Annotated in this window: 24 protein-coding genes and 2 pseudogenes; 23 read left to right on the top strand and 3 right to left on the bottom strand. The window is 46.7% G+C overall.

The features are described from left to right. Positions 1 to 16 precede the first annotated feature (16 nt). The gene (locus KD909_RS08295; RefSeq protein WP_012726117.1) at positions 17 to 304 is read right to left on the bottom strand and encodes a hypothetical protein; all 288 of its coding nucleotides are present in this window, start codon (positions 302 to 304) and stop codon (positions 17 to 19) included. A 95-nt stretch (positions 305 to 399) separates the two neighbouring features. Here KD909_RS08295 and KD909_RS08290 point away from each other — a divergent pair, with 95 nt between their 5' ends. Further along, positions 400 to 648 carry a hypothetical protein gene (locus KD909_RS08290; protein ID WP_012726118.1) on the top strand — a complete coding sequence of 83 codons (249 nt, stop codon included), beginning with the start codon at positions 400 to 402 and terminating at the stop codon, positions 646 to 648. Between the two features lie 52 nt (positions 649 to 700). On the opposite strand, the gene KD909_RS08285 is transcribed toward KD909_RS08290, so the two are convergent. After that, on the bottom strand, positions 701 to 2,239 hold the full coding sequence (locus tag KD909_RS08285; protein WP_211781312.1) for an FAD-dependent monooxygenase: 1,539 nt from the start codon (positions 2,237 to 2,239) through the stop codon (positions 701 to 703). A gap of 112 nt (positions 2,240 to 2,351) precedes the next feature. Between KD909_RS08285 and KD909_RS08280 the strand changes: the two genes are divergently transcribed. The 13 genes and pseudogenes from KD909_RS08280 to KD909_RS08220 all read left to right on the top strand — a co-directional run bounded on the left by KD909_RS08280 (position 2,352) and on the right by KD909_RS08220 (position 13,811). Continuing rightward, entirely contained in the window at positions 2,352 to 2,975 is a 624-nt protein-coding gene (locus KD909_RS08280) for an NUDIX hydrolase (RefSeq protein WP_235439539.1), read from the top strand. A 40-nt stretch (positions 2,976 to 3,015) separates the two neighbouring features. Continuing rightward, positions 3,016 to 3,216 (top strand): DUF2187 family protein, encoded by a 201-nt coding sequence (locus tag KD909_RS08275; RefSeq protein WP_012726121.1) that lies wholly within the window; start codon positions 3,016 to 3,018, stop codon positions 3,214 to 3,216. A 16-nt stretch (positions 3,217 to 3,232) separates the two neighbouring features. Further along, entirely contained in the window at positions 3,233 to 4,417 is a 1,185-nt protein-coding gene (locus tag KD909_RS08270; protein WP_031423936.1) for a DUF2157 domain-containing protein, read from the top strand. Further along, positions 4,414 to 4,866: a GDYXXLXY domain-containing protein gene (locus KD909_RS08265; protein ID WP_047795384.1), complete on the top strand. Its 453-nt coding sequence runs from the start codon at positions 4,414 to 4,416 to the stop codon at positions 4,864 to 4,866. The genes KD909_RS08270 and KD909_RS08265 overlap by 4 nt, the downstream gene beginning before the upstream one ends. Positions 4,867 to 5,104: 238 nt before the next feature. Next, the gene (locus KD909_RS08260) at positions 5,105 to 5,818 is read left to right on the top strand and encodes a 3D domain-containing protein (RefSeq protein WP_249199012.1); all 714 of its coding nucleotides are present in this window, start codon (positions 5,105 to 5,107) and stop codon (positions 5,816 to 5,818) included. Positions 5,819 to 5,924: 106 nt separating this feature from the next. Further along, positions 5,925 to 6,641, top strand: a pseudogene (locus tag KD909_RS08255) (ABC transporter ATP-binding protein); the annotation flags it as partial. 10 nt (positions 6,642 to 6,651) lie between these two features. Then, a complete protein-coding gene (locus KD909_RS08250) occupies positions 6,652 to 8,157 on the top strand; it encodes an ABC transporter permease/substrate-binding protein (RefSeq protein ID WP_012726126.1) in 1,506 nt (501 codons plus the stop codon). After that, positions 8,154 to 9,026 (top strand): diacylglycerol/lipid kinase family protein, encoded by an 873-nt coding sequence (locus tag KD909_RS08245; RefSeq protein ID WP_211781311.1) that lies wholly within the window; start codon positions 8,154 to 8,156, stop codon positions 9,024 to 9,026. The genes KD909_RS08250 and KD909_RS08245 overlap by 4 nt, the downstream gene beginning before the upstream one ends. Before the next feature lie 122 nt (positions 9,027 to 9,148). Next, positions 9,149 to 10,501, top strand: a complete 1,353-nt coding sequence (locus KD909_RS08240) for a sodium-dependent transporter (RefSeq protein WP_211781310.1) — start codon at positions 9,149 to 9,151, stop codon at positions 10,499 to 10,501. Positions 10,502 to 10,699: 198 nt separating this feature from the next. Continuing rightward, positions 10,700 to 11,422 (top strand): 5-bromo-4-chloroindolyl phosphate hydrolysis family protein, encoded by a 723-nt coding sequence (locus tag KD909_RS08235; protein ID WP_211781309.1) that lies wholly within the window; start codon positions 10,700 to 10,702, stop codon positions 11,420 to 11,422. After that, a complete protein-coding gene (locus KD909_RS08230) occupies positions 11,406 to 12,635 on the top strand; it encodes a toxic anion resistance protein (RefSeq protein WP_012726130.1) in 1,230 nt (409 codons plus the stop codon). Before KD909_RS08235 ends, KD909_RS08230 begins: the two co-directional genes overlap by 17 nt. 51 nt (positions 12,636 to 12,686) lie before the next feature. Beyond that, on the top strand, positions 12,687 to 13,262 hold the full coding sequence (locus tag KD909_RS08225; protein WP_211781308.1) for a deoxycytidylate deaminase: 576 nt from the start codon (positions 12,687 to 12,689) through the stop codon (positions 13,260 to 13,262). A gap of 198 nt (positions 13,263 to 13,460) precedes the next feature. Then, the gene (locus KD909_RS08220) at positions 13,461 to 13,811 is read left to right on the top strand and encodes a hypothetical protein (RefSeq protein ID WP_078146776.1); all 351 of its coding nucleotides are present in this window, start codon (positions 13,461 to 13,463) and stop codon (positions 13,809 to 13,811) included. A 151-nt stretch (positions 13,812 to 13,962) separates the two neighbouring features. Here KD909_RS08220 and hisJ read toward each other — a convergent pair whose 3' ends face one another. Continuing rightward, positions 13,963 to 14,781, bottom strand: coding sequence for a histidinol-phosphatase HisJ (gene hisJ, locus KD909_RS08215; protein ID WP_211781307.1), 819 nt, complete (start codon positions 14,779 to 14,781; stop codon positions 13,963 to 13,965). Between the two features lie 110 nt (positions 14,782 to 14,891). On the opposite strand from hisJ, the gene KD909_RS08210 reads away from it, so the two are divergent. The 9 genes and pseudogenes from KD909_RS08210 to hisIE all read left to right on the top strand — a co-directional run bounded on the left by KD909_RS08210 (position 14,892) and on the right by hisIE (position 21,842). Further along, the gene (locus KD909_RS08210) at positions 14,892 to 15,815 is read left to right on the top strand and encodes an ATP phosphoribosyltransferase regulatory subunit (RefSeq protein WP_012726134.1); all 924 of its coding nucleotides are present in this window, start codon (positions 14,892 to 14,894) and stop codon (positions 15,813 to 15,815) included. Then, positions 15,812 to 16,420, top strand: coding sequence for an ATP phosphoribosyltransferase (gene hisG, locus KD909_RS08205; protein WP_012726135.1), 609 nt, complete (start codon positions 15,812 to 15,814; stop codon positions 16,418 to 16,420). The genes KD909_RS08210 and hisG overlap by 4 nt, the downstream gene beginning before the upstream one ends. After that, positions 16,417 to 17,634: a histidinol dehydrogenase gene (gene hisD, locus KD909_RS08200; RefSeq protein ID WP_031423924.1), complete on the top strand. Its 1,218-nt coding sequence runs from the start codon at positions 16,417 to 16,419 to the stop codon at positions 17,632 to 17,634. The genes hisG and hisD overlap by 4 nt, the downstream gene beginning before the upstream one ends. Further along, complete coding sequence (locus tag KD909_RS08195; RefSeq protein WP_211781306.1) at positions 17,631 to 18,647, top strand: pyridoxal phosphate-dependent aminotransferase; 1,017 nt, start codon at positions 17,631 to 17,633, stop codon at positions 18,645 to 18,647. The genes hisD and KD909_RS08195 overlap by 4 nt, the downstream gene beginning before the upstream one ends. Further along, positions 18,634 to 19,221, top strand: a complete 588-nt coding sequence (gene hisB / locus KD909_RS08190) for an imidazoleglycerol-phosphate dehydratase HisB (protein WP_031423922.1) — start codon at positions 18,634 to 18,636, stop codon at positions 19,219 to 19,221. The genes KD909_RS08195 and hisB overlap by 14 nt, the downstream gene beginning before the upstream one ends. Continuing rightward, a complete protein-coding gene (gene hisH, locus KD909_RS08185; RefSeq protein WP_211781305.1) occupies positions 19,218 to 19,805 on the top strand; it encodes an imidazole glycerol phosphate synthase subunit HisH in 588 nt (195 codons plus the stop codon). The genes hisB and hisH overlap by 4 nt, the downstream gene beginning before the upstream one ends. Next, positions 19,783 to 20,496, top strand: coding sequence for a 1-(5-phosphoribosyl)-5-[(5-phosphoribosylamino)methylideneamino]imidazole-4-carboxamide isomerase (gene hisA / locus KD909_RS08180; protein ID WP_211781304.1), 714 nt, complete (start codon positions 19,783 to 19,785; stop codon positions 20,494 to 20,496). Before hisH ends, hisA begins: the two co-directional genes overlap by 23 nt. Continuing rightward, entirely contained in the window at positions 20,489 to 21,256 is a 768-nt protein-coding gene (gene hisF, locus KD909_RS08175) for an imidazole glycerol phosphate synthase subunit HisF (protein ID WP_211781303.1), read from the top strand. The genes hisA and hisF overlap by 8 nt, the downstream gene beginning before the upstream one ends. Beyond that, positions 21,205 to 21,842 (top strand): annotated as a pseudogene (hisIE, locus tag KD909_RS15550) (bifunctional phosphoribosyl-AMP cyclohydrolase/phosphoribosyl-ATP diphosphatase HisIE). The gene hisF and the pseudogene hisIE overlap by 52 nt, the downstream one beginning before the upstream one ends. Positions 21,843 to 21,846: the final 4 nt, after the last annotated feature.

Genomic DNA, 21,846 nt, shown 5'->3' with positions numbered 1-21,846 from the left:
GTATTCGGCCTTCATCTTATTTTAAAAGTTCTCTTGCTTTTGCCGCATCATCTCGGTGAACGAACAGTGCAACGCGATCGTCCAAGTTTTTTGCGAGCGGCTTTAATAGTTTGCCGGTCGGTAGTCCTTGTTCCACACGACAGGTGATGCCCTGCTCGGTCAAATAATGATAATCACCTAGAAGTTCTTCACCTTGTTTCCCGAATGCTTCACCGAAACGAACCCACTTTAAATTGCGAATTGTCCGAATCGAGACCAAAATGACAAACAAAATGGCGAGTACGATGATCAATAACGTTTCCAATGCCTTCAACCCCTTCTTTACACAAGTTTAATGGTGTGGCGAGTTGAAAGCAATATGGAGCGAACGGTATACTGAAATGGAAAAGAGGGGATGAAATGAAAAAACCGATTCAATCGAGACGAGAGGCGATCTCACTCCTAGAAAATCAGCAAGTACTCTATATCCGAATTCATAACGGACAAACGGGCATGATCAAATCGACAGAGGAAGGTATCATCGTGGCCATTCCGAATGAAGAGACAGATCAAATCGATTTCCGAAAATTAGAAGATATCGAGGCGTTTGAGGCGTTTTACGATTTGACGCTCTCGAAACCAGGTATTCTATATGTAAACGTTGAATAGTCATGACATGGAGAGCTTCACCCATTTGGTGAGGCTCTCCATTTATACACGTTCAAGAAGAAGGTAGCCAGACGGCCAACTTGTCCTGTAATGGCTTTAAGCGAACGTGATGTTGCTTATGCAACAAATAACCGTCTGGACGAATGACTAATATGCCACGTTTCATAAAGAGTGATTTGGCTAGTTCGTTTCCTTGATCGAAAAACGGGCGACTCGTCTTAGATAAGGTAATCGTTTGAATGAACGGCTGGTTCTTGTTCAAATAGTCATAAATGGACGTCAAATCACGTTTCCCGTCGTCAAATACGAGCACTTGAAACCGTCCGTCTGCAATTTCGGATATTTTTGTCCGAAACCCGTCATCCGTTCGTAAAATCTCAGTCTCCGGAAAAATCTTTCCTTCCGCGACGCGACGAAACGGTAACCGAAGCGCATTCGGATACGATAAATGGAGCTGAGAGATCCGTTCGGTAATCTTTTGGTTGACGAGATTGACGCGAGTGAAGACATCCGCACCGATTGCTTGGAACGGCAAGAGCATCGGGAGGGTCGTCTGCAACATCTCCGTTGCGATATTCGTCGTCTGTAGCACGTTGCGGGCAACATGTTCGCGCTCGTCCCGATAGGTGGACACGACGTGATGGGGAGCGCCAGTTTTGAGATGTAACCACAGTTTCCAACCTAAGTTGAAGGCATCCGCTATCCCGGTGTTCATCCCTTGTCCGCCGACCGGGGAGTTAATATGTGCCGCATCCCCCATGAGAATGATGCGGTTGTGAATGAACGTATCGACCATGCGATTGTGCACGCGGAATAAGGAGAACCACTCAACGTCGCGAATATGGACCGGCATATGACTGCGTTGTTCCACCAATTCTTGAAGGTCCGATTCTTGGAATGATTCATCCGTTCTCAAGTTTCCCGTGATACGAATTGTTTCATCCGTGAGCGGGAAGACTTCAAGCACTCCTCGATCCGAAAAAAAGATATGAACCTCTTCCCGGGATATCGGCCAATCCGCCTTCAAATCGGCTAACACCCAAGCCTCTTTAAATGATTTACCGCTAAACGGAAGGGCGAGCATCCGACGAACCGAGCTGTTTGCTCCATCGGCGGCGACAACATATTTCGCTTCAACGGCACGAGTCATCCCATCAGTCGCGGTCAAATGTGCGATGGTACGGGATGGATATTGGGTAATGGATGACAAGGTTTCCCCACGCTTCACAACATGTCCATATTTTCGTAGGGCGCGTTCCAAAATCTCTTCGGTTTCATTTTGACGTAACAACGTCACGAACGGATAAGGGGTCACGAGTTTGGAGAACTCAAGCTTTGCTGTCCACTGTCCCGAAAAATATAGATTCCCTCGCTCGATTGTTCGGGCACGCTCTAGCACTTCTTGCGCAACATCTAAACGAGAAAACACTTCGATGGTCCGCGGCTGAATCCCGATAGCTCGTGAATTGTCCGACGGGGTCGTCTTACGATCAATGATTTGAAAAGATACGCCATATCTGGCTAAGGTGAGTCCGAGTGTCAGGCCGGTTGGTCCGGCACCGACAATCAATACATCTACTTGTTCGTCCACGCTGATCAACTCCTATCATTAATAATGATATTTCCGACATTGGCAGCGACTAAACGAAAAGTAGGGTATAGAACGATATATGATATTCGATGATGGAAGGTGAGTGAGCATTGTGCAGCCATGGATCACAGAAGAACAGATTCGAGATAGTTTTACAATGGATGAAGATTATGAACAGACAGCGGCAGTGTTAATCCCACTCGTTCAAATCGATCAGGAATGGCACGTCGTGTTTGAGGTACGCGCCCACACGATGCGGCAGCAACCTGGGGAGATCTCATTTCCAGGGGGACGCCTTGAAAAAGGAGAAACACCCGTAGAAGCGGCAATCCGGGAAACATGCGAAGAGTTAGAGATTTCTGCAGATAAAGTAGAAGTCGTAGGCAAATTGCGACCGCTTGCTACGCCTCATCGTCAATTGATTTATCCGTTTGTCGGAATCCTATCGGAAGTACCGAGTGTAGAAGGGACGGATGAGGTCGATCATTTGTTTACCGTACCGATTTCCACATTACTCATGATTGATCCATTCCACGGAGAGATGGAATGGACGATGAGTCCGGATCAAAATATTCCGTTAGATCGATTGGCGAATGCTAAAGCGTACAAAAAACGGGTAATTAAAATGAAAGAACCTTTTTATGAACATGAAGACTACATCATTTGGGGACTTACTGGAAAATTCTTGACACAATTTATTAAACGGATAAAAGAAAACGTATTCAAACGGTTATAATTTCGTTATAATGATAGAAACAAATTTAGATTGGAAGTGAATGGGTGTGTCTGAAGAATTCCTCGTAGGTGATATCGTGAAGTCGACTCGTGAAGGATGGGTCGCTGAAGTGACCGCCGTACTGACCAATACTGTGATCGGTGACGTCTCGATCATGGAAGAGTTTCAACAGCTCGGACTCGAGTTCGAGAAACAAGTTTTACTAAAATCAGAATTGGAATTGATTGAACGCGCCAGCTGACCTTTTTCTGAAAGGGATGATTCAGGTGTCCATTGACAAAAAAGTACGTGAATGGCAAGAGGCGGGTTTATTGGATGAAGCGACGGGGTTAAGACTAGTCGACTATGAACATAAACGACGGGCGGCTAGTGAGCAACATGACCACAAGCCGCCCGTTTTGGTCATTGTCGGATCCATCTTGTTGGCTCTCAGCCTATTCAGTTTCGTCGCAGCCAACTGGCAAGCGATTCCCGACCTTTTGAAAATCGGTTTGTTTCTTCTTTTTATGGTTGGATTCTATGTCTTTGCCGAGCGGGTTCGCTTGAAAACACCAAGATATGTCACGCTGTTACGTGTACTAGGGTTCGTTTTCTTTATCGCGACCATGGCGGTCATCTTCACGACGTATAATCTGTCTGGCCAATTGACTCTATTGTTCTGGATTATCTTTGCGATGGCAGTACTTCATCGCATCTTGTATGAGCACGTCATATTCTCCATGATCACCGCAATCGCTGCATTTTTAGCTATCACCAATAGTTTCGAAAGCATCGGGCTGATTTTGATTGGGATTGCTCTAATCGTGACATGGGTATGGTTCCATTTCGTCGATGAATCGTTGGACCGCACGTTCGCATGGCTAACCTTTTATGGCCTTCTCAATATTTTCGGCCAGTATATCGATTATGAGGGAAGACTGTGGCCGCTTTGGTCACTCGTCATCTTGCATGCATTGCTCTTATTCTATCGAAAACAAGCCGCATGGCAAGCAACGTATCTGTTCACTGCGGCCGTTCTATCAATTGGTTATTTAATTAACGTGACAGAAAGTTGGCTCTCCCAAAGACCGCCTTCCGTCATTGAAGCGACACTTTTGTCGGTGGCACTCGTTGCCGTCTATTTGATTCACAGACGATACGACCTACTCTGGGTGAGTTTCCTTGCAGTCATCCCATTTGCACTGTTTGAAGATTCAGGAGTTTTACTGGCAATCATCATCGAGGTGATTGCACTTGCGTACTTGATTCGCCAAGACGTGACACGACAACCGACAATATTCGCCTTCATCTATTTCTTAATCGTTCAAATGACAATTTACTTTATCTACGTATGGGACCGGCTCGATATCTCACTCTTCTTCTTGATTGGTGCGTTAATCGTCTTTGCGTTGTCACTCGCATTATGGTGGCGTAATCGAACGAGAGGGGATGTGACGACATGAAACGGTTTTCTGTCTGGGTGATCCCGGTTGTCCAAGTCCTGATTGCAATCTGCTTTGTGGTACTTGTTTATGCTATTTCGTGGGTCGGGGAGACGTACACGTTTAAAGGGTCTTCGTTCGAGCCTTATGACCCTTATTTTGGAGATTCCATCTATCTCGAATATGATGCCTTCAAAGGACGACAAGATGTCGAAACCGGAACGGTATATGTTTCCTTTAAAGAAGGGGAAGAGGGTTATGCTGTCATCGATCGAATTGAGTCGAAACCGTTTTTTGGTGGCATTCGGGCAAACTATTATGATCGACTTCTTTATATAGAAGAAATGGGTTCGTATCATGTGTCTCAAGATGAGATGGATGCTATAAAAGGAAAGCAATCGTTCACGGTTCAAGTTGATGTCGCACCGTGGGGGATGCTCAGAATGTATGAAATTGAGTCAAATGAATAAGATTTAATCATGACAGGAAGATTACAGGTTTGTTACACGATTGATTGTAACGAATCTGTAATTTTTTTGTGAACATAAGGAATACCAACGTTTTTTTCAATTATTACAATCTGTAACCACTTTTTTTGCCATATGTCAGGAATGTTTCACTTCGATAAAATCACTACTTTGACGGGACTTGTCGTGGTAAATTAACATCTGTTCGTTACATAACGAGAAAGGTGATGACCTTACTACGATGAAATTATTAAAATATATGATCGTCATTGGAGCTACGATGATGGGGCTGTTCACATTCATGGATCAGGCAGATGCTGCTCAGATCGGAATCGGGACAGAACAAAAAATCGTACAAAACCCGCTTGAACTAGAACGACAAGCAATTGAAGAAGAACGACAAAAAGAAATCGCTCGCCAAAAGAAACTTGCTGAAGAAAAACGTATCGCAGAAGAGAAACGGATCGAAGCAGAACGTCTTGCAGAAGAGAAAGCAAAAGAAGAAGCAGAGAAAGCAAGGCTAGCGAAACTTGAAGCAGAACGAAAAGCGGAAGAGGAGCGTAAAGCAGCGAAACAGGCAACTGCTACAAAAACGTCGGCTTCAGCTACGCAATCAGTCAGTGCGCCACCGGTATCTACATCTAAAAAAGTCATTACAGTCGAATCGACAGCTTATTCAAATGATGTTGCGGATAACAAGGCGTACGGCGGTCGTGTATTAACGGCCACGGGTCATGATGTGACCGACTCGATTTATTATAACGGAATGCGAATTATCGCCGTCGACCCAGCCATCATTCCTTTAGGGTCAAAAGTCCACATCCAAGGTGTCGGTGATGCGATTGCCCTTGATACAGGTGGTAGAATTAAAGGACATATCGTCGACCTACTCGTTGATTCAAAACAGGACGCGATCCAATGGGGGCGTCGACATATTGAAGTAACGCTATACTAAAAATCAGGTTCTCCAATTAGGAGAGCCTTTTTTGTTTAACAAAGTAGAGAAACGGGCAAAATACTATTTGAATTTCCATTTTGGAAATAGTTGAGGAGGGATCAGGTTGATTGAGTTTCGTGATGTATCAAAACGTTATGAAGACGGGACGTTAGCCGTCAAAGATTTGAGTTTAACTGTAGAAAAAGGAGAAATATTTGTATTGATCGGTCCTTCAGGTTGTGGCAAGACAACGACGATGAAAATGGTCAATCGATTAATCGATCATACGGACGGAAAAATTTTAATTGATGGAAAAGAAATCTATCAATTCGATATTTTTGAACTACGCCGTAATATCGGTTATGTACTCCAACAGATTGCATTATTCCCTCACTTAACTGTGGAAGAAAATATCTCTGTCGTACCGGAATTATTAAAGTGGAAAAAAGACCGAACAAAAGAGCGAGTGACCGAATTGATGAAAATCGCCGGACTGGACCCGAAACTTCGCTCGAAGAAGCCAGCAGAATTATCAGGAGGACAACAGCAACGCGTCGGCGTATTGCGTGCCTTAGCTGCAGACCCGGACGTCATCCTCATGGATGAACCCTTTTCTGCGCTTGACCCGATCAGCCGTGGTCAATTGCAAGATGATATTAAGCGCTTGAATGACGAACTTGGCAAAACGATTCTGTTTGTCACACACGACATGCAAGAAGCGATGAAGCTTGGTGATCGCATCGCGTTGATGCGTGACGGGGAACTCATGTTGGTCGGTACGCCTGAGGAGATATTGGCGAGTGAAGACCCATTCGTCTTAGAATTTACACAACGCGGAAGAGGTGAGCTGGATGCTTGAGACGTTCCAAAATAGACAAGGTCAGCTTGTCGAGGCACTGATTGAGCACTTACAGCTCTCTGTCGTATCGCTTTTGATTGCCGTCTTAATTGCCGTGCCATTGGGAATCTGGCTGACGCGACGTAAGAAAATCGCCGAAACTGCCATTGGCGTCACCGCGATTATTCAAACGATTCCATCCCTTGCCTTACTCGGATTAATGATTCCACTCGTTGGAATCGGAGCACTTCCTGCCATTATAGCGCTTGTCTTATATGCGCTGCTCCCTATTTTACGAAACACGTTCACTGGGTTGAATGAAGTGGATAAATCGTTATTAGAAGCTGCTCGAGCTTGTGGGATGAAACCGAATCAAAGTTTGATGAAAGTCGAACTTCCACTCGCGCTCCCGGTCATCATGGCTGGTATCCGTACAGCGATGGTCTTGATTGTCGGGACTGCGACGCTCGCCGCTTTAGTCGGAGCAGGCGGACTCGGTACATTGATCTTGCTTGGGATTAACCGGAACGACAATTACTTAATTTTACTCGGTGCCATCCCTGCCGCCATTTTGGCACTCCTATTTGACTTCTTGTTGCGTCAGATGGAAGGTGCGACAGCGACACGCAATAAGACGAAGTTGATTGCCGTCTCGACCGTACTCGCGCTCATCATCATCACACCGCTTGCGTTTGGTCGTTCGCAACAAACAGACTTAGTCGTTGCCGGAAAACTTGGTCCTGAGCCAGAGATATTAATGAACATGTATAAATTATTAATTGAAGAAGAAACGGATTTGACCGTATCGGTGAAACCGAACTTTGGGGAAACAACATTCGTATGGGGGGCCCTCCAATCAGGGGATGTCGATATTTACCCTGAATTCACTGGGACCGCACTCGCGAGTCTCGTCAAAGAAACGCCTGAGTCAAACGATGCCGGTGAAGTGTACGAGCAAGCAAGAGAAGCGCTTGCTGAAGATGGGTATGTGATGCTCGAACCGATGAAATTTAACAACACGTATGCACTCGCTATTCCACGTGATTATGCAGAGGCGGAAGGCATTACAGCCATTTCTGATTTACGGAACGTCGAGTCGGACATCAAGGCCGGTTTCACGCTTGAATTCACGGACCGTGAAGACGGATACCCAGGACTTCAAAACGAGTATGGATTCGATTTCCCATCTGTCGTCTCGATGGAGCAAAAACTGCGTTATCGTGCCATCTCACGAGGAGATGTCAATTTAGTAGACGCCTATGCGACGGACCCTGATATTGCCGAGAACGACCTGGTCGTTTTAGAAGACGATCGTCAATTCTTCCCACCATACCAGGGAGCGCCACTCATGAAGGAAGAGACACTTGAAGAGTATCCAGAAATCGAGGATGCGCTCAATCAGCTCGCAGGTAAAATCACAGACGAACAAATGTCTGAATTGAATCGACGGGTCGCGTACGGAAATGAACGCGCGTACGATGTAGCGAAAGACTTCTTAGAACAGGAAGGATTACTATGAGAGCTTTGATTATTTCGAATCCGAAGTCCGGTACGAGCGAAACGATGCTCGGCGAAGTCATCGGAACGATTGAATCGCTCTATAAAGAAATCATCATCAAAAAGACACAGGAAATCGGGGACGCGCTCCGATTCGCCGAAACAAGCGAATCGTTCGACCATCTGATTGTCATTGGCGGGGACGGTACGCTAAACGAAGTAGTGAATGGGTTAATGACCTTACAGCGCGAGGAACGGCCGACAGTCGGCATCATTCCAGCAGGAACATGTAATGACTTCGCAAGAGCGCTTGAACTGCCAATTCAACCGACACAGGCTGCTCAAATCATTCGTTCCTCTCACGAACAATATGTCGATGTCATTCAAGTCGATGAGATGTATGCGCTCAATTTCGTAGGCGTCGGTTTAATCGCGGATACATCTCGTCAAATCGATCCGGATGAAAAAGAATCATTAGGCTCAATCGGATATTTTTTAGCGACCATCCGTCAGTTCCGTGAAGCGGACCCATTCAACATCACGCTTCGGCGGGGCAGTGAAGTAATATATGACGGTGACGTTAGTTTTCTCTATGTTGGGAACGGGAGTTATCTCGGTACGGTCCCGACCAAACTAGAGACACAATCGTTTTCCGATGGATTGCTAGAAGTCGTTCATAGTTCGGCAATCGGATTTCCCATGATTCGACAGCTGTTGGCCCAACAACTCGGTCTCGATCAGAAGTCGACGGAGTGGAATCACTTCCAGGCTTCTCATATCGAGCTAGAATTGAATGCGCCACAAATCATCGATGTCGATGGAGAGCACTTCGAAGCAGACAAATTATCGATCCGAATTCGAGAGCGTGCCCTCACCTTTTTAACGCCATAAAGCATCAACAGAGAAAAGTATTCAGACTTTTCTCTGTTTTTTTGTTGTTCTCATCTTGGAACCATGTTAGTATTTCACTATTATTATGAAAATGAAATGAAAAACAGGAAGTAGGGGTAATCATGGCGCAAAATTCATTCGCCTCAAAAATTGGATTCATACTAGCTGCCGCAGGGTCGGCAATCGGTTTAGGTGCAATCTGGAAATTTCCATATGTCACCGGAACGAGCGGGGGCGGTGCCTTTTTACTCATGTTTTTGGCGTTCACATTATTACTTGGTCTGCCATTATTGATTGGTGAATTCATTGTCGGACGTTCGACTCAAAAGACTGCACTTCTCGCTTTCAAACAGTTAGGGCATGGTCGTTGGACCATTATCGGTTATTTAGGTGTCATTGCTTGTTTCTTGTTACTTTCCTTCTATAGTGTCATTGGAGGATGGGTTCTCATCTATATCGGACTCGGTTTAAGCGGAACGCTCAATGGACGTTCGCCAGACGAATTCGGTGAAGTGTTCGGGAACGTCGTTTCTACACCAGGTATTGCCGTACTCGGACAATTCTTATTCCTCTTGATTACACTATTAATTGTCTTACGTGGCGTTGAAGCAGGGATTGAACGGATGAGTAAAATTTTGATGCCACTTTTGTTCATCAGTTTTTTAGTTCTCGTAGTCCGCTCGTTGACGCTTGACGGGGCGATGGAAGGGGTTCGCTTCTTCTTACAGCCTGACTTCTCTGCATTGACTGGTGAATCGGTATTGTTTGCCCTCGGACAGGCGTTCTTCTCCTTATCGTTGGGGGTCGCAGCGATGCTGACATATGCGTCTTATATTAAGACGAAAGGAACATTGAACCGTTCAGCGAACATGATCGTCTTATTGAACATTGCGGTTTCACTTTTAGCAGGACTAGCCATCTTCCCGGCAGTCTTTGCATCAGGTCTTGATCCGGCTGAAGGTCCAGCGTTACTCTTCGTTGTTTTACCGGCAGTCTTCAACCAAGTACCGCTCGGTGGATTCTTCATGGTCTTGTTCTTCTTATTGTTTGCTTTCGCATCGATCACATCGTCGATTGCCATGTTAGAAGTCGTCGTCGCAGGTGTGACCGACCGTCTAAATGAAAAGAAATCGTCATGGACGAAAAAGAAAGTGACGGTGACAGCCGCTCTTCTCGTCTTCATCGTGGGAGTACCATCCGCGCTGTCGTTCGGACTCTTGAGTGATGTACAGATTTGGAACGGTCGGACGTTCTTCGATACGATGGACTATCTTGTCAGCTACATTTTAATGCCGACGGGTGCACTCTTGACTTCCATCTTTGTCGGTTATGTCGTTGACCAACGTGTCCTAAAGGATGAAATCGAAACATCCAAACCTGGTGTGAAGCTTTACCCAATCTGGCATGCGCTCATTCGCTATGTCATTCCTGTAACTGTCGCGATCGTCATGGTTTCTACATGGATCACCACATAACAAACGAACTGTAGGCTCTATGAGTCTACGGTTTTTTTCGTCTCGCAACGGGAAAGTAGTCGATATAGGTAGTTGATTCTACACCTGTGGACGGAGGTATCGACGAATTTTATTATGCTAAAATGATAGGGATGACGAAACTTTTGTTGAGTGGTTTCGTAATGTACAATAGAAGTAACATGAGATGAGGTGAAAAGAATGAAAACATGGATGAAATGGGCCCTGACAGGGGCAGTCATATACTTTGCCATTAACGTATTCGATTTCTCCTGGTTATTCATTATTGTAGGGGCGCTCGTCTTGAATGAAGTGTGGTCGACGAACAAGCGCAAACATCTTCAACGAACACCGACAACGGTGGCAAAACGTGCCAAGAAAAAACTGTTGCTCGATGAGGAAGAATCGTTCTCTGGATCGAGGATTTTAAAACCGATCGAAGAGCCGATGCCTACACGACAATTCGAGGCGACAGATGATTTAGAACTTCAATTTTTACAACGGACGATTGAGCAAGGATATGAGAAACTACAACAGATTGACCGTGTCCTACCAGATATTAAAGATGTGGAAGTAAGGCGTGAAATGAAGGCCGTCTCGAAAGAAGCACATGAATTGTTCGAGGAACTCTTCGAAAATCCACAAGACGCCAAGCATGTTCGAGACCTGTTCACATTCTATTTAGATTCCCTCGTCTCGGTCGTCTTGAAATTTAAAGAACTTGAAGGAAAACGAGTCGTCATTCAAGAAGAGACTCGGGAACAATTAATCACAAATATGCGACTAATTGTCGATAAATTTAAAGAACAACGCGGACGTCTCCTTGAAGATGACGCCGTAGACTTTGAACGCGAACTGATCATGATGGAGCGGGTCTTATCTGATCAGCCGGAAGGGAGAAAGAAACATGACTTCATCGAATGAAACGAACTGGCAGTCATGGCCGGAAGAAGAACTGACTTCTGATACGAAAACAAAAACCGAAACGGAGGGGTTCAGTGACCCATCTGTCGAATGGTCATCTGTTACACAGCCACATGAAGTGCCGGCCATTCAAGCGAAACCGGACGTGCCTCAAGAGCATCGTGAGCGCATCACGCGATTGGCTGAATCCATTGATATTAAGAAGACCGACTCTGTCATGTTGTTCGGGTCGAACGTCCAACGTGAACTTTCCCAATTCTCTGATCAAATTTTGACGGAAGTGCGGATGAAAGATGGCGGCGATGCCGGGAAACTGTTGTCTGATTTGATGCAAAACGTCCGTAAGATGGACCCCGATATGCTTCAACCGGAGAAAAAGAGTTTCATGGATAATATCCCACTCATCGGTCGTGCGAAGAAGAAGGCTGAAAACTATAAGCTTCAGTTCGAAAAAATGAACGTCTATTTGGAAGAGGTCATCCATAACCTCGATCGTGCGAAGTTCGGTCTCATGAAAGACATCACGATGCTCGATCAGATGTATGATAAGAACAAGCGGTATTTCGAAGAGTTGAACGTCTATATCGCTGCGGGTGAGACAAAGCTTGACCATGTACGGGAACATGAGATTGCTCCGTTACGTCAAGAAGTAGAAATTTCTAAAGATCAATCGAAGCTTCAACAATTGAACGATATGATTCAATTAGCGGACCGTTTTGAGAAAAAGTTGCACGATTTAAAATTGAGTCGTACGATTAGCCTTCAAATGGCACCTCAGATTCGGGTCATCCAGCAGAACAACCAAATCCTTGCTGAAAAGATCGAGTCAGCGGTCGTCAACACGATTCCGCTTTGGAAAAACCAAGTCGTTCTCGCGCTCAGCTTGACACGGCAGAAAACGGCACTTCGTATGCAACAGGACGTGACGAAGACGACAAACCAACTGCTTGAGCAGAACTCGAAGATGCTCAAAGATTCATCGATTGAAATCGCTCAAGAGAATGAAAAAGGGATTGTCTCTGTTGAATCACTGAAAGTCGCTCACGAGAACTTACTTTCCACGTTGGATGAAACGTTACGCATCCAGCAAGAAGGGAAACAAAAACGTCGTGACGCCGAGCGCGAACTTGACCGCATGGAGCACGAATTGAAAGAGAAGGTCATCGAGATCGCCTCGAAAAATAAAGAGCTACCAAAGGACACTGGATATTAAAGGGGGAAGTCTGAGCAATCAGACTTTCCTTTTCTACGAGGAGGGACTTGAGTGGAAAAACAACGATTGTGGGATGAGACGTGGTTATTATTCGCTGATATGATGGCTGAACGGCACTCGAAGTGTGCATCGAAGAGCGTGGCCTGTGTCATTGTAAAGGACGAAAAACCCATCTCAATCGGTCTGAATGGGACCCCATCTGGTCACACGAACTGTAATGAAATCTATATCAAGCAAGAAGATGGGTTCTATAAACATGCCGACTATGTTGCGTCGACGGATCTTGATATGATCAACGAACCGGCACGACTTATCCGGAATGGTGTGACATATATCAAGTGTACGGACCCGTATGATCACCATCATTGGTCGAAGCAACATGAAATCCATGCGGAAATCAATGCGATTGGAAAGCTGGCTGCTGATTCAACGAATGCATTTGGTGCGACAGCGTATGTCACACATTCACCATGTCATGCCTGTTCACTCGCCTTAATTGCGGCACGTGTCGCGCGAGTCGTATATGCCGTCGGTTATGAGCATGGGGATGGGTTAGAATTGATGCGTGAAAGCGGGATTGAAGTGTTACATATGCCACTTGAAAAAATGTACAAAAATACATTGTAAACGTTTTCATTAGGTGATATATTATTAATGTACTGCCAATGGTGTTTTACTCTTCCATTATTCGCCCCTCCTCGGAGGGGCCTTTTTTTGTTCAAAATAAGGTGAGACAAACTTTACACATAATGTTCAATATTTCACAATATACTCTTTAAAATCTCTTATATAATAAAAGTAGATTCAAGAGAGGGGAATTTACTCATGGAAAAACTCGTTCGCTTTACAGATGGTGCATATGAAGTAGAGGCGTTGATCACACTCGAAGAAGTGTGGGAAGATAAATTTGCGATTGGCATGCATAAGGAGCTAGCCGTCAAATCATTAACCATTAACGGAAATGAAGTATCAGAGATAAAACATGTTCGTGCACTCCTTCGTTATTATCCGACACTTGGCGTGTCAGGTATCTTGTTGGCACTAGATAAGGCAGCTGCTGAAATTGTCGCGTTGTCGAAAGATCAGGATCCAGCGCTTCAATACGTTGAACTCGTGGCCATCCAGATGGACGAAGAAGCAACAAACGACTTAAAAACATTATACGCAGCGATGTGATTTCAATTGGGTGAGTCATTTCACCCAATTTTTTATTGCATCTATTTTTTGTTATGGTATGATGTTTACAGATGAAGAAATGGAACGCCATATCGTTGTCAACCATAAGCATGGGGATCTAGATAGCTAGATCGCTGTCAAAAAGCCACGTTCATAGGAACGTGGCTTTTTTTTGTGCAATGAAGTCGAATCCAGCCGCCACATCTTGTGCGAGATGCGCATCCGAACCCATCGTGAACGGGATGTGCAAGTCATTCGCGGTTTTTGCGAGTCCTGCCACGTAGGGTACGCCACAATCTGGTTTTCTGAGTCCGGCCGTGTTGAAGTCAAGTCCGAATCCCCGGTCGGCAATCACCTGTAACAGACGTATTTCTTCCTCTTTTACTTTTGAACGGTCCCATGCATAGTGTCTTTGATACTTAATCGGGAGATCGAGGTGCCCGATACGAGCGACACGGATGTCTTCCCACGAAAATGCGAGACCCTGTTCAATCGATTCATAATAAGCTCTCATGACGCTTTCGAATGAGCCAAGTGCTTTGACGAGTTCATCAAACGTCTCGGCAGAATAATCAATCGGCATATACGTGCCATCTACATATAGGAAATGCTGCGATAAAATGACTTCATCAAGCAATGGTGCGAAAGGTTTGAGTAAGGCAATGGTCTCCTTCTCTAAATGCGGCAACAAGTCGACCTCTAATCCGACTTTAATGTCGATAACCGCTTGATACTGCTTCTTCATCTGATGCAACGTATCGAGGTAATCTGGAAGTAGATCAATCGACATCGCCGAGTCTTGATTCGGAACCGGATCGATGAAGGATTGGGGAAAAGGCGCATGTTCTGTGAACGTCATCGTCTGCAGGTCTTTCTCGATTCCGACTTGAATATAGTGTTCAAGCGGGTCATTTGTACCGTGTGGACAAAAAGGGGTATGCACATGACCATCATGGGTAAAGTTAAACATCGATTACACGTCCTTTTCAGTTCATTTGGTTGACAGGTGTTTCTCTGTTTGATAAATTTAACACACTACTTTAGTTTGGTAAAGTGATAATAAGATAAAGGGTGGTTATGATGATTTGGTCAAATTCAAAAGGTTCGATTCCAGAAGGCTGGTATGAACTTCAATCAGGAGATGTCATCCGTCCGAAACGATGGATGTTGTCATTTTTAGAGAAGGCAGAGTCGAGTGGCTATGCAGTCATCGATCCACCACTTCTCGAATACTATTCACATTATCAAAACTTGGCGCTCTTTGACGAGTCAGCCTATTATCGATTGTTCGGGAACGACGGGGAACTTCTCGTCATGCGCCCTGACTATACATTACAAATCGCAAGAAAGTTAGCAGACGGGCATGAACCGATGCGTGTCGCTTACGCTGGTGCCGTCTATCGTCGGACGGTCAAACATTCCGGACAACCCCACGAACGGCAACAGCTTGGACTCGAATGGGTCGACGGCGAAGAGAAGGACAGTCATCTGATTGAATCCTTTCTCGATATGACGGAAGGAGTCCTGCCTACAGACCGTTTGACGATCAAAATCGGGTCAGCAGCTGTCATCTCGCTCATCGCGAAAGAGACAGGCATTCAGGAACGGACATTCCGTAAAATCTTAGCGCTTCGAAACTTAGAATCATTGCGTGAATTAGCAGAGTCGTATCACTATCCGTTAATTGCAAAGCTACCTTTTTTAATCGGGAATTCTGCACTCGAAGAATTACGGGCTGAGGCACCGGAATCTTTAAAAGAAGCCATCGATGAAGTGGACGAGGCAGTAAAACACTTGCGTACCATCGGTTTAGAGGTGTCTTACGATTTCGGTCAAACGGGAGACTTTGATTACTACTCAGGATTGACCGTGACGGGAAGTGTGGAAGGCAAGCGTGTCCTTTCAGGAGGACGATATGATTCACTCTATGGACATTTCGGACACTCGAGACGAGCGTTCGGCATGTCGCTCGATTTAGAACAGTTAGATGAGGTGATCAAATGAAAGTAGCGGTCGCGAAAGGTCGGATTGAAAAAGCAGCCCGTCAATTTTTTGTCGAACGTGATTTACCCGTATGGCCTGAAAAACGGGGACGTGAGTTGACGGTACAAGCAGGAAATCATGAATTCATTTTCGTCAAAGGGGACGACGTCTATAAATATGTGATGCATGGAGCGGCAGATGTCGGCATTGTCGGCGGTGATATTTTACGAGAGAAAACGCCAGGCGTACTCGAAGTCGTCGATTTACCGTTCGGTCGCTGTCGAATGGCCGTCTGTGGTCCAAAAGTTCGACGTAATGGAACGAAAAAATTAAAAGTGGCGAGTAAATATCCGAACATCGCCATCTCACACTTTGCGTCAAAGCGACAAAACGTAGAAGTCATCGCATTGAACGGGTCGGTCGAACTTGCTCCGTTAACGGGACTGGCTGATTGCATCGTTGACATCGTCGAGACGGGCGCGACGTTGGCTGCAAACGACTTGGAAGAATACGAGACGATTTTTTCAATCAATGCAAAATTCATTACGAGTGAGACAGCTTTAGCGGAACAGCCTGACGAATTGAAGGCGTGGATTCGAAAGCTGAGTCAGGAGGAAAACGCATGAGTACAGAAACGAATCGCTCAAGGCGCGAAGCTTGGGCCGAAGCCGTGAAACCAATCGTGGAATCGATTGAAGCCCGCGGAGACGAAGCGCTGCTTGAGTGGACGAAACAATTCGACGGGGTCGATCGAATCGAATCGGTCGATTTGGCAAGCTTTAATCCGCCAGTCGCGTATGCTGAATTGACAGAGGCGCTGACATTGGCGGCGGAACGGATTCGTGCATTTCACGCGCGCCAAGTCCGACAAGACGATGTGTTTGAAGATACGATGTTCCGACTTGGGAGACGTTATATGCCACTTGATTCGGTAGGGGTTTATGTACCGGGTGGGACAGCCGTCTATCCGTCGAGCGTCCTGATGAATATCATTCCGGCGAAAGTGGCCGGTGTCAAACGAGTCGTCATGGTCACCCCACCAAAAGCAGATGGGATCGACATTTCCCTCTTGATTGCAGCAAAAATCGCAGGTGCCGATGAATGTTTTCTAATCGGAGGTGCCCAAGCCGTTGCCGCACTTGCATATGGGACAGAAACGATTCGTCCGGTCGATAAGATTGTCGGACCCGGAAATGCGTATGTTGCGACGGCGAAGGCGCTCGTCTCACACATCGTCGGGATCGACTCCGTCGCCGGACCGTCTGAAGTGTTGATCATTGCCGATGAAACGGCGAACCCGAAGTGGGTTGCCGCCGACCTGCTCGCACAAGCGGAACATGACGTCGAGGCGACGGCAATCGCGATCGTCACGTCAGAAACCCTCCGCGATCAAATCGAGCAAGAACTTGAGCGACAATTAGTGCAATTACCACGCCAGGACATTGCGAGAGAATCATTGAAACGTGGCGGCGTCTTGTATCGGACAATCGAGGATGCAATCGAATACGCGAACACGATGGCCGCGGAGCACGTCCAGTTGGCCGTCAAAGATCCTGAGGTGTTGATGCGTGCGATTCGTCACGGTGGTTCGTTCTTTCTCGGACATGAGGCGGCCGAAGCATTTGGAGACTATATCGCTGGACCGAACCACGTCTTGCCTACGAGCGGGACGGCCCGCTTCTCTAGTGGACTATCGGTCGATGACTTTTATCGCCGTCAGACATTCCTTGAGATGACAGAACTGGATGAGACGATTACAAAGGCCGCGATTCGAATCGCCAAACAAGAACAATTAGAAGGACACGCCCGTGCGATGGCTGTTCGGATGGAGGACGTATGAGACGAAATTATCAGAACATCCCACGCTATGTACCTCATGCCGCTTCGGGATATGCGCTCAATCAAAATGAAAGTCAATATCCGTTACCAGAACGTCTCGAACGAGCTATTCGAGACGTATCACTCGAGGCACTCAGCCGTTATCCAGTCGAAGAATTGCTCGCTTTAAAAGCGAGCTATGCTGACTATGCGGGAGTCGAGCCGACACAACTCATGGTCGGGAGCGGGAGCGATGAGCTATTGGCCATTTTGAGTCAGGCGATTTTAGATACGGAAGACCGTGTGGTCGCACCGGCTCCCGATTTTTCGATGTATGGGATTTACACACAAATTGCCAGAGGGCACTTCACGCAACCGGACGAACAGGGTTTGCGTTACGAGACGTTGATTGAGGTCATTCGCGCAACCGAGCCTAAACTCGTCTTGATCTCGAATCCGAATAATCCGACCGGTAAGATGTGGACACTAGACGAATTGTCGGACATTGCGACACGTGTACCGTATCTGGTCGTGGATGAAGCCTATATTGATTTCACAATGAAAGATTCATTTGTGTCTCGATTGAGCGAATATCCGAACGTGATCATCTTACGGACGTTATCGAAAGCGTTCGGTCTTGCGAACCTCCGGATTGGTTTCATGATTGCATCTGAAGAAATCATCGAACAGATTGACCGCTTCCGTTCGCCATTCAATGTCAGTGGTCTCAGTGCCGCTGTCGCCAACGTCGTCTTACGGGATGAAACGTATATTCAAGAGTCGATTCAGTTCCATACTGCTCAACGTGAGAAGTTAACGGAGTTGTTACGACCGATTGGTGAGATTTTACCGAGCCGTGCCAACTTTATCTATGTCAAAACGGATGATAGTGAGGGATGGGCTTCCCGCTTCCTTGAAAAAGGAGTCCACGTACGTGCATTTCCGGATGGATTACGTGTCAGTGCAGGGACGGACGAGGCGTATGCCTTAATCCAACAAACGATTGAAGAGGTGAATTCTGTTGAGAACAGCTGAACTAAAGCGTGAAACAAAAGAGACAAAAATTGATATTCAATTAAACCTAGACGGAACAGGTGAAAGTTCTATCCAAACAGGGGTCGGCTTCTTCGATCACATGTTGACGTTACTTGCTTTTCACAGTCAGATGGACTTGCATGTGAAAGTTGAAGGTGATACGTGGGTCGATGCCCACCATACGGTCGAGGATGTCGGGATCGCACTCGGTCAGCTTATCGCCAAGTCACTCGGGGATAAAGTCGGAATTCGCCGCTACGGGTCGAGTTACATGCCGATGGATGAGACGCTAGCACGAGCGGTCATTGATGTGTCAGGGCGTCCCTTCCTCGTCTATCAAGCGGATATTCGCAATCCGAAGCTTGGCGATTTTGATACCGAGCTCGCCGAGGAATTCTTCCGGGCCGTTGCCATGAATGGTCGACTCACACTGCACTTAGCTGTCCTGTACGGGTCGAACTCACACCACATGATTGAAGGGTTATTCAAAGCGTTCGGACGAGCGCTTGCCGAGGCGGTCTCGAGCGATGGGACGAATCGTCTCCCTTCTACGAAAGGATGGATCGAAGGATGAAAGTAGCGGTCATCGATTATGGAATGGGAAACGTATTTAACGTCGAACGTGCGTTACAGGCCATCGGTTGCTACGTCGTGATCACGAACGATGCAAAACAAATTGAAGAGGCGGATGCCATTTTACTTCCTGGCGTCGGTGCTTTTCCGCAAGCGATGCAATCACTCGAACAAACGGGACTCATCCCACTATTGCAACGAATGGCGACGGAGAAACCGTTTTTAGGAATCTGTCTTGGGATGCAGCTCTTGTTTGATTCGAGCACGGAAGGGATGCCGACAAAAGGTCTCGGGTTGATTCCGGGAACGGTCGAGCGGATGCGAGCGAAGCGTCTTCCACACGTGGGATGGAACTCGATCCTCCGTGATGAGGATGTCTATTTTGTCCACTCTTACCACGCCGTGACAGATGAAGAGCACATCGTAGCAGCGGCTGAATACATGGGTGAGAAAGTTCCGGCAATCGTTCAAAAAGGACTCGTCACGGGCATGCAGTTTCACCCAGAAAAGAGCGGGACGTTCGGTCTCAGCTTACTTCAAGAATGGAAGGAGGCGGTCGAACGTGAGATTACTACCCGCCATTGATTTGATTGGAGGCAAAATCGTCCGTTTGACGGAAGGTGATTTTTCTACGGAAGAACAATACGGGGATCCGTATGAATTATTAAAAGCGTGGCAAGGGAAGGTCCCGATGATTCACTTGATCGATTTAGAAGGGGCCAAGGCAGGTGAGCCGCGTCACCTAGACGTTGTCCGCTATGCGAAGTCTCTTGGATTTCTTGTTCAAACGGGAGGTGGGATTCGTTCTGAAGCCGCACTTGATGCGGTCATGGAAACCGGTGCGGACCGTGTCCTTTTAGGAACGAAGGCGTTTACGGATCCTGACTTTTTGGACAAGGCGATTGAAAAGTATGGCAAGCGAGTCGCTGTGGCACTCGATGCCTATGACGGGAAGGTCGCCATTAACGGATGGCAGGAAGCGACAAAACTCGATGACATCTCGGTCGCACAAGACCTTGTCAAACGGGGGATCGAGACGATTCTATATACCGATATCGGATCTGACGGGAAATTGAACGGACCGAATGTTTCTCGCATGAAGGCGCTGCGTCAAATCGTCAACGTCACACTGATCGCATCAGGTGGTGTGACAACAGAAAAGGACGTGAAGGAACTGAAAATGGCCAAAATCGATGAAGCGGTCGTCGGAAAAGCGCTCCTGTCCGGCAAGGTGAGTATCGAAGAACTGATTGAATGGGAGGCGCGTTATGCTTAAACGCAGAATTATTCCATGTCTCGATGTGAAAGAAGGCCGTGTCGTCAAAGGAATCGAATTCGTTCAACTACGAGACATCGGGGACCCGGTCGAAATCGCGAAATATTACGATGAGTCCGGAGCCGATGAACTCGTCTTTCTCGATATCACGGCAAGTACAGAACGTCGCCAGACGATGCTCGATGTCGTCAGTGCGGTGGCGCGGAAAGTATTCATCCCGCTGACAGTAGGTGGTGGGATTCGTTCACTCGAGGATATCTCGTCACTATTGAAAGCAGGGGCGGACAAAGTATCGTTGAACACGCTCGCTGTCGAATCCCCAAGTCTCATTCGTGAAGCGGCCGATCGTTTCGGTTCGCAATGTATCGTCGTCGCAATCGATGTGAAATTTGAAGATGGCGAATATTACGTGTACACATATGGTGGAAAACAGAAGACAGACCTGTTGGCAGTCGAATGGGCGAAACAAGTGGCCGCGCTCGGGGCGGGTGAACTCCTTGTCACGTCCATGAACCAAGATGGAAAGCAGAGCGGTTATGATCTTGCGATTTTAGAACAGTTACGTGAAGTCGTCGACATTCCGATTATCGCATCCGGTGGGGCAGGGAACGCCGAGCACGTAGTCGAAGCGCTTGAGAAAGTCGATGCCGCACTACTTGCCTCCATCTTACATGACCGAAAAACGACAGTAGAAGAGGTGAAGCACGTATGCACGAATCACAACTTGCCGATGCGGTTCGTTTCGACGAAAATGGATTGATTCCCGCCATCATCGTCTCAAACGATGACGGGACGGTCCTCATGCTCGGATATATGAATGATGAGGCAATCCGACAGACGCTTCGTGAACGGGTCGTCACGTTCTGGTCTCGTTCAAAAGGACGGCTGTGGATGAAAGGAGAGACGAGCGGAAATACATTAGACGTCGTCAGCATCCACGTCGACTGTGACCAGGATGCGCTTCTCGTTCGTGTTCATGCGAACGGTCCGACGTGTCATACCGGTAATCGAAGCTGTTTCTTTACGGAGGTGAACGTATGATTCATGAATTGGAACAATTGATTCAATCTAGAAAAGATGAACCGAAAGAAGGTTCGTATACGACGTATTTGTTTGAACAAGGCGTTGAAAAAATTGCGAAGAAGTTTGGAGAAGAATCGTTCGAGGTCGTCATTGCTGCCATGACGGATGAAGACTTGGTTGAAGAGTCAGCAGACCTTCTGTATCACTTACTCGTCTTGTTAGCAGCCAAAGGTGTGCGCTTAGAAGATGTGGAAGCGTTACTCGCCAAACGTCACGGTGCGACAACACCGGCGAAACCTCGTCGCGACGTCACAGAATGGTAATGGA

The organism is Exiguobacterium sp. PFWT01, assembly GCF_018255795.1.
Lineage (GTDB): Bacteria > Bacillota > Bacilli > Exiguobacteriales > Exiguobacteriaceae > Exiguobacterium.
This window is presented reverse-complemented; position numbering and strand designations above follow the sequence as displayed.